The sequence below is a fragment of the Desulfurellaceae bacterium genome (genome assembly GCA_021296095.1).
In the GTDB taxonomy this organism is placed as follows: domain Bacteria; phylum Desulfobacterota; class Binatia; order Bin18; family Bin18; genus JAAXHF01.
Genome location: JAGWBB010000108.1, coordinates 1 through 8,483 on the forward strand (window position 1 = coordinate 1; position 8,483 = coordinate 8,483).

At 63.6% G+C, this 8,483-nt stretch carries 8 protein-coding genes; all 8 read left to right on the forward strand.

What is annotated here, in order from left to right:
- Positions 1-615, forward strand: a 615-nt coding sequence (locus J4F42_19585) for an amidohydrolase family protein (protein MCE2487721.1), incomplete at its 5' end; no start/stop codon positions are given.
- A complete protein-coding gene (locus tag J4F42_19590) occupies positions 548-994 on the forward strand; it encodes a VOC family protein (GenBank protein MCE2487722.1) in 447 nt (148 codons plus the stop codon). The genes J4F42_19585 and J4F42_19590, both read left to right, overlap by 68 nt.
- Positions 995-1,053: 59 nt before the next feature.
- A complete protein-coding gene (locus J4F42_19595; GenBank protein ID MCE2487723.1) occupies positions 1,054-2,133 on the forward strand; it encodes an LLM class flavin-dependent oxidoreductase in 1,080 nt (359 codons plus the stop codon).
- A gap of 18 nt (positions 2,134-2,151) precedes the next feature.
- Positions 2,152-3,231 carry a methyltransferase domain-containing protein gene (locus tag J4F42_19600; protein MCE2487724.1) on the forward strand — a complete coding sequence of 360 codons (1,080 nt, stop codon included), beginning with the start codon at positions 2,152-2,154 and terminating at the stop codon, positions 3,229-3,231.
- Between the two features lie 22 nt (positions 3,232-3,253).
- Positions 3,254-5,002, forward strand: a complete 1,749-nt coding sequence (locus tag J4F42_19605; GenBank protein ID MCE2487725.1) for a hydantoinase B/oxoprolinase family protein — start codon at positions 3,254-3,256, stop codon at positions 5,000-5,002.
- Positions 5,003-5,016: 14 nt separating this feature from the next.
- Entirely contained in the window at positions 5,017-5,385 is a 369-nt protein-coding gene (locus J4F42_19610) for a hypothetical protein (protein ID MCE2487726.1), read from the forward strand.
- 24 nt (positions 5,386-5,409) lie between these two features.
- Entirely contained in the window at positions 5,410-7,722 is a 2,313-nt protein-coding gene (locus J4F42_19615) for a molybdopterin-dependent oxidoreductase (GenBank protein MCE2487727.1), read from the forward strand.
- Between the two features lie 271 nt (positions 7,723-7,993).
- The coding region (locus J4F42_19620) for an IS5 family transposase (GenBank protein MCE2487728.1) at positions 7,994-8,483 on the forward strand (490 nt) is incomplete at its 3' end.

Here is an 8,483-nt window from a genome sequence, read left to right on the forward strand (position 1 = left end):
CAGCTCGAATACACCTATGAGCTGTTCAACGCCGACGAGGATCGGATTCCCGAGCTGATCACCCATGACCAGGTCATGGTCGGTCTGTCTGACGGCGGGGCGCACGTCGATATGCTGTGCGACGCCGGCTACTGCACCTATCTGCTCGGCACCTGGGTACGTGAGCGTCAGGCCATGAGCCTGGAGCACGCCGTCAAACGGATTACTTCTGAGCCGGCGGCCTTTTATGGGCTCACCAGCCGGGGCAGGATTGCGCAGGGCTTGGCGGCCGATTTCGCCATCTTTGATCTGAATACGGTCGGCTCGAAGAAGCGCGGCGAGATGCGTAGCGACCTGCCCGGTGGCGGGCGGCGTCTGGTCATGCCGGACGGTCGTGAACGGCAGCGTCCTGTACGAGGATCAGAAACATACCGGCGCACTGCCAGGTCAGGTGCTGCGTTCGGGCCAGTCCTAAGCCGGTACGGTCCGCCTGCTCGGGCGGGCGCTGCCCGTTTGTTGCAGGGGCGGTCCGCGGACCGCCCCTCGTTGCTTGTAAAGGAGGAGTGCGATGTTACAGAGACTGTTTCACGTCAATGTGTGTGTGACCGATATGGAGCGCTCAATCAGCTTTTATGAAAAGCTGGGTTTCAATAAGGTCAACGATTTCGTGCTGGACGATCCGAGTGTCGGCGATGCGCTGGGGCTCAAGGCGCAGAAGCTGCGTGGGGTGTTCATGCGTTTGGGCGACGACGAGAATGCGCCGGTGCTCGATCTGGTGCAGTTCATCGATCCGCCGACCCAGGGCACGCCGTATCCGACGCTCAACAATGTCGGTATCTGCCGGATCGCCTTCACGGTTGACGATATCGACAAGACCTACGCCGATCTCCAGGAAATGCGGGTCGACTTTCTGTCGCCGCTCAAGAAGATTGACGGGCCGGGCGGAGCAACCATCGGGGTGGTGTGTTTCAAAGACCCGGACGGCACAATCCTGGAGTTGATCAGCGGGATGTAGTCTCGCAAAAGGGCGGCGTGCGGGTCGCCCTTTTGTCTGCGGGTGGTCGGGAGACAGGCATGAAATTTGCAATTTTTTACGAGATCACCGTCCCGCGCAAATGGGGACCCGGAGCCGAGGCGCGAGTCTTCCACGAGGTTGTCGAGCAGGTGCAGCTCGCCGAACAGGTCGGCTTTGACACCTTCTGGACGGTCGAGCATCACTTTCTGGACGAGTTCTCCCACTGCTCGGCACCCGAGGTGTTGTACGGCTATATCGCCGCCAAGACCTCAACGATTCGGATTGGCCATGGGGTCCGCCTGCTGCCGGCCCCGTATAACCATCCCGCCCGGGTGGCCGAGATGGGCGCCACGCTCGATATCATGTGCAACGGACGCCTCGAGTTCGGCACCGGTCGGTCGGCGACCATGCTGGAGATGGGCGGCTTTGGCATTGACCCGGCCGATACGCGCGGCATGTGGGAAGAATCCCTGTCCATGCTGCCCCGCATGTGGCAGGACGATCTCTTCTCTCACCAGGGCAAATACTTCCATGTTCCCCCCCGCCATGTGGTCCCGAAACCGGTCCAGAAACCTCACCCGCCGCTGTGGATGGCCTGCACCAGCCCCACCAGTCACGAGCTGGCGGGCAAAAAGGGGCTGGGCCTGCTGTCCTTTACCCTGGCGCTCAATCTGCAGGAAGTCGGGCGGCGGGTGCAGCTGTATAAGGCGGCGGCCGATCAGGCCACGCCGGTCGGCGCGTTTGTCAACAAACAGGCTGCGGTTTTCTCGCTGGTCCACTGCTCGACCAGCAATGCAGCCGCCCGTGAAGAGGCCGAAGAAGGGGTGGTGTGGTACAACGAGAAGTCGTTTGAGATGCTCGGGACGTCGATGGAGAAATTTCTGCAAGAGGGCTCGGGCTACGAGTACTATCAGCGTTTTGGCGAGGTGGATAAAGACAAGTTCACCTTCGACTATCTGGACCAGCAGAACATGGTCATTGTTGGCGACCCGCAGCACTGTATTGACAAGGTCCACCAGTACCAAGACATGGGCGTCGATCAGCTGCTATGTCTGATGCAGAACTACAATATTCCGCATGAAAAAGTGATGCAGTCGATCCGGCTGTGGGGCGAGCAGGTCATTCCGCACTTTTCCTAGGCAAAGAAGGGGGGCAGCATGGCGACCGACACCGCTGGGGTTAATCCGGACACACTGAAAGCCGCCGGACAACAGATTTTCGGGCATCTGAAGGGGGCGCTGATATCGGCCATGATCCATCTGGGCGACGCCCTCGGCCTGTACCGGGCGCTGTGGGGCGCCGGACCGATGACCAGCCAGCAGCTGGCCGACCAGACCGGTTTGCACGAACGCTGGGTGCGCGAGTGGCTGCACGGCCAGGCTGCTGCCGGCCTGGTTGAATATCAGGGCGACGGAAAGTTTGAGCTATCGGCCGAGATGGGGGTGTTGCTGGCCGACGAGGGGCATCCCAAGTTTGCGGCCGGCATTTTCAGCGACCTGCCACAGCGGATGCAGCTGCTGGAACGGTTGCCCGAGTCCTTTCGGACCGGCCTGGGACTGCCCTACGACGCCCGGGGTGCCCAGGGCGCGCGTGGCATTGAGCGGGTGTTCGGGCCCTGGTTTCGGACCGCGCTGGTGCCGACCGTGTTGCCCGCCCTTGACGGCGTGACCGATAAGCTCAGGGCTGGCGCTCGGGCTGCGGATGTGGGCTGTGGTGCGGGCGTGGCCGTCCTCGAAATGGCCAAAGCCTATCCGCGCTCCGAGTTCCACGGCTATGATATCTCGCAGCACGCCCTGGCCAGGGCCGAGGACAACAAACGGGCCGCCGGGCTGCACAATGTGACGTTTCACAACGCCAAGACCGACGGCCTGCCGGATAACGCCAGCCTGGATTTCATCACCACCTTCGACTGTATCCACGACATGACCGACCCGGCCGGCACGATTCGCGCCATTCGCGCGGCCCTCAGGCCCGACGGGACGTGGTTTATTGCCGATATCAACTCCGCCCCGACCTTTGAAGAAAATCTGAAGAATCCGCTGACCGGCATGTTCTACGCCTTTTCGGTCATGGGCTGTATGTCGTCGGCCATGTCGGAGCCCGGCGGTGCCGGCCTGGGCACGCTGGGTTTCAACGAACAGGTGGCGCGCAAGATGGCCGCCGAAGCCGGTTTTGGCCGGTTTGCGCGTCACGACTTCGAGAATCCGTTCAACGCCTATTACGAGGTGCGCCCGTAGGCTTTGGCTCAAGGGGGACAGCATGGCACGCAGCTTTGATCCCATTCTGGTGGAAGTGATTAAAAACGAACTGGCCTCGATTACCGAGGAGATGGCGATTGCGGTGTGGAAAACCGGTCGCTCGGCCATGGTCAAGACCGGCGACTTTGCCACCGCCATCTGCGATGGCCAGGGCCGGCTGCTGGGCCAGGGCTATGCCGCGCCGTTTCAGCTGTCGTTCTTTATGGAAATGATGCCCTATGTGCTGGACAAATTTGGCGGCACGTTTCAGCCCGGTGACGTGGTGGTGGTCAACGATCCGTATGCCGGGGTGACCCACATGCCGGATGTGGCGATCATTGCTCCGGCCTTCTGGCACGACCAGCTGGTCGCCTTCAGCCTGGCCTACTCCCATCACACCGACATTGGCGGCCGCTTTCCGGGCGGCTTCAGCAGCCAGTGTTCGGAGACCTTTGAGGAAGGGCTGAGGCTGCCGGTCGTCAAGCTGTACCAGGCTGGAGAGCGCAACGACGCCCTGCTGGATACGATTATGGCCAATGTCCGGGTGCCGGACGAGTGGCTGGGCGATGTCGAAGCCAAGATCGCCGGCTGCTGGCGGGGGGAACAGGAACTCCGCACCCTGCTCGACAAATACGGTTTGCCGACCTACCAGTCCTCGTGTGACTATCTGATCGACTACGCCGAGCGGGCAACGCGAGCCGCCCTGCGCGAGATTGAGCCCGGAGAATATGTCCACGAAGACGTGTTCGAGGACGACGGCTTTGGCACAGATAGTGCGGCGCTGGCTCTGAAGCTGACCCTGCGGATTGCCGGAGACACGCTGACTGCGGATTTCACCGGCACCAGTCCCCAGGCCAGAGGCGCGATCAACCTGCCGCTCAGCATGACCAAGGCGACGGTCTTTGGGGCGGTCAAGAGCATCGTCAGTCCGGATGTCCTGCCCAACGTCGGTTTTGTTCGGCCCATCAGCGTGGTCGCCGAGCCCGGCTCCCTGGTCAACCCGCAGTTTCCGGCTGCGGTGGGCGGTCGGGCGCCGCTGTTTTTTCGCGTGTTCGATATGCTGTTTCGGGCTCTGGCCAAGGCCCTGCCCGAGCGCGTGCCCATTCCGGGCGAGGGCGGCGATGTGTTGCACCTGACCGGGCAGAAGGCCGACGGCACGCCGTACGCGATGATGGATATCTTCTTTGGCGGCTGGGGCGGACGCCCCCGCAAAGACGGCATTGACGGTGTCGCGCCCATGTCGTTTGGCTCCTACGGCACGATTCCGGCCGAATTGCTCGAGCGTGAGTATCCGGTTGTTGTTGACGGCTTTGGCTATGTGCCGGATACGGCCGGACCGGGCAAGTATCGGGGGTCCTTATCGATCTACAAGCAGTGGCGTTTTCTGCAGCCGGGCAAGGCCATGGTCCGCACCAACCGACTGTTGCGGGCGTCTGAGGGCATGGCCGGCGGCCAGCCGGGCGGCCTGTCGACCAACATCCTGAACTCGGGCGATGCGAGTCAGGAACTGCCGCGCAAGGCGCACATGCATCTCGACGTGCGGCCGGGCGACAGCATCTACCATGTGGTGTGCGCGTCCGGCGGCCACGGCGATCCCTTCGAGCGCGAGCCCGAGAAGGTGCTGGCCGATGTCAAAGACGAGAAGCTGACGATTGCCGGAGCGCGTGAGCAGTACGGGGTAGTGATCGATCCCCGAGCTGGTACGGTCGACTGGGAGCAGACGCGGGCCGTGCGTCGGGCGCGTCTCGAACCGGTGGCTGCGGCCGATTAAAACAGGAGGAGCCGATGGAAGACCAACTCATTGCCTGGCACTTCGACTGCACCGAGCCAGTGGCGAGTGTTGACGCGCCGACCGTCAGCCTCGGTCTGACGGTGTCCACCGCCAGAGTGTTGCGCGGCTTGGAACACTTTTGGGGAAAAGAGTATACGGCCTGGACGTGTAGTACCCGGGGCAAGCTGGAGTTTCCGCCCCGGCCGTGGCAGTGCGCCTGTCAGGTGCGGTTTTTCGCGGCCGACACCTCTGCCCAGGAGCGGGAGCTGGTGTTACTCCTCGCCCATCGACAGGCGGTGATCCGGGCCTTCGACGTGCTGATGGGTAGGCCGTTTGCCGCAGCCGTGCTGGCCATGATCTCCCGCAAGCGGGCTACGAGCTAGCCCGAGCAAGCCGGGACACACCCGATGTCCGAGCCGTCTCCGGCCCGAACCGCCCTGCACTGGGGGGGCTATGATCCCGAGGTGCGGGATGGGCGTCTTGTCGCCCTGCATCCTATCCCGCAGGATCCCGATCCCTCTCCGCTCGGCCGCTCGTACGTGACAAGCGTTGACGATGAGCTGCGCATCCGCCAGCCGATGATCCGGGCCGGTTGGTTTGAGCACGAGCCCGGCCGTGGCAGGCGAGGCGCCGAGCCGTTTGTCGCTGTGGACTGGGACCGAGCGCTCGACGTGGTGGCGGGCGAGCTGACCCGGGTCCGCCAGACCTACGGCAATCGGGCCATCTATGGTGGCTCCTACGGCTGGGGCAGTGCGGGTGCGTTCCACTTTCCGGCCGCTCAGCTCCAGCGCTTTCTCGGTCTGTTCGGCGGCTTTGTCCGCTCGGTGAACACCTATAGTACGGCGGCCGGCGATGTCATCATGCCGTATGTGGCGGGCAACTTCTTCCGCTTTCTGATTGACCAGGCGTCGTGGCCGACCATTGCCGCCCACTCAGAACTTGTTGTGATGTTTGGCGGGGTGCCGCTGAAGAATACCCAGATCAGCTACGGCGGAGTGGTGCGTCACCGAACCGCCGACGGTCTGCGGGCGTGTCAACGGGCGGGCGTCGAGTTCGTGTATGTGGGGCCGGTCAAAGACGACGCGGCCGATTTTCTGGGAGCCGAGTGGCTCACCCCGCGTCCGAATACGGATGTGGCCCTGATGCTGGGCTTGGCCCACACCCTGATCGCCGAGGGGCTGCACGATGCGGATTTTCTGGCCCGTTGCTGTGTCGGGTTTGAAAAGTTTCGGCCCTATCTGATGGGGGACACCGACGGTCAGGCCAAAGACGCCGACTGGGCGGCTTCCATGACCGGGATCAAGGCCCAGACGATCCGGAGGCTGGCACGTCGTATGGCGGCCAAGCGGACGCTGATCACGGCCTCGTGGTCGCTCCAGCGGGCGGATCACGGTGAGCAGCCGTTCTGGATGCTGGTCAGCCTAGCCGCCATCCTGGGCCAGATCGGTCTGCCGGGCGGTGGATTCGGCTATGGATACGGCTCGGTCTCTACCGTTGGGGCGCACACCAATCGGCTCAACTGGGCGGTGCTGGATCGGGGCACGAATCCGGTCGAGGAGATTATCCCGGTCGCCCGTATCGCCGACATGCTGCTGAACCCCGGCGACCTGTTCGCCTATAATGGCGAGCACTATCTCTACCCCGATATTCGGCTCGTTTACTGGGCTGGGGGCAATGTGTTCCATCACCACCAGGATCTGAACCGGCTGCTGCGGGCCTGGCAGAAGCCGGAGACGATTATCGTCCATGAGCCGTGGTGGACGCCGATGGCGCGGCACGCGGATGTCGTCCTGCCGGCGACCACCCCGCTTGAGCGCAACGATATGGTCAGCACCCCTCGAGACGGCTTTCTGCTGGCCAATAAACGGGCTCTGGCACCGATTGGCGAGGCGCGTAGCGACCATGCGATTTTCGCTGCGGTGGCCGAGCGGCTGGGCTTTGCCGAGCGTTTCACCGAGGGGCGGGACGAGAGGGGCTGGCTGCGTCACCTGTACGGCATCTCACAGCGTCGTGCGGCTGAGCGGGGGGTGCGCATGCCGGAGTTTGACGAGTTCTGGGAGGCGGGTCTGTTTGAGCTGCCCGCTCCGAATCCTGCCCCGCCTTTTCTGGCCGCCTTCCGTGCCGACCCCTGGACGCATCCGTTGACAACGCCGTCGGGAAAAATCGAACTCTGGTCGGCGCGGATCGCCTCCTACGGTTATGACGACTGTCCGCCCCATCCGGTCTGGCTGGAACCGGCCGAGTGGCTGGGGAGCGAGCGGGCCAAACGCTACCCCCTGCATCTGGTCTCGAACCAGCCGGCCACCCGCCTGCACAGCCAGCTCGACCAGGGCGTTGTCAGTCAGGAGGCCAAGGTCGCCGGGCGTGAGCCGGTCTGGATCAACCCTGACGATGCGGCCCGACGCGGGATCCGCGATGGGACGGTGGTCCGGGTGTTCAACGACCGCGGTCAGTGCCTGGCCGGGGCGGTGGTCACGCCCAGGGTCCAGCCGTCGGTCGTCCAACTCGCAACCGGAGCCTGGTACGACCCCTTGGAGCCCGGGGTTCCGGGAACGCTGGAGAAGCATGGCAACCCCAATGTGCTGACCCTCGACAAAGGCACCTCTCAGCTCGCCCAGGGCTCGAGCGCCCACACGGCCCTGGTCGAGGTCGAGGCTTATCAAGGCGTGCCTCCGCCCGTCGCGGTCTTTACCCCGCCGGTCGTCAAGCCTCGGCTCTGAGGCGCTCTTTGCGGGCTTAGAGCCTTTTACTTTAGTCTGTAGCCAGGCTGTTCCGCTCTCGTCATGCCGGACGTGATCCGGCATCCAGAGGCGGAGCTGGATGCCTGCTTGCGCAGGAATGACAGGCGGCTACATAGGATCGTAATTTGCGCTAGCGGGTGTTCTGCACTGTGAGGATTAGGTGGCTTATGATGCGGGGATGGAACGGAGAGCGTCTCCGAGCGATGTGAGTGATGAGGAGTGGGCGTTAGTCGCGCCCTATGTGCCGTGAATGAGGGAAGCGGCTCCCCACCGGCGTCAGGCGTTGCGAGAGGTCTTCAACGGCGTTCGCTGGCTGGTGCGGGCCGGTGCCCCGTGGCGGATGTTACCCAACGATCTGCCCCCGTGGGCGGTGGTCTATCCACAGACCCAGCGATGGTTAAAGGCGGGGGGGGTCGAGGCGCTGGTGCACGATTTACGGATAGTGCTGCGGGGGGCCGGGGGGCGCCAGGGCCAGCCCTCGGCGGCCGGGCGCGATAGTCGAACGTTACCGGCGAGCCCCGCGAGTGGGGGGCGGGCGGGCTACGAGGGGGGGAAGCGCCGCAAGGGGAGTAAGGTGCATATGGCCGGCGATACGTTGGGCCATCGCTTAGCCCTCCACATCACGCCGGCCAACGAACAGGATCGAGCGCAGGTAAAGACGCTAGCGCGCCAGGTCCAAACGGTGACCGGAGAGCGGGTCAACCTCGCCTTTGTCGATCAAGGCTATACCGGGACACAGC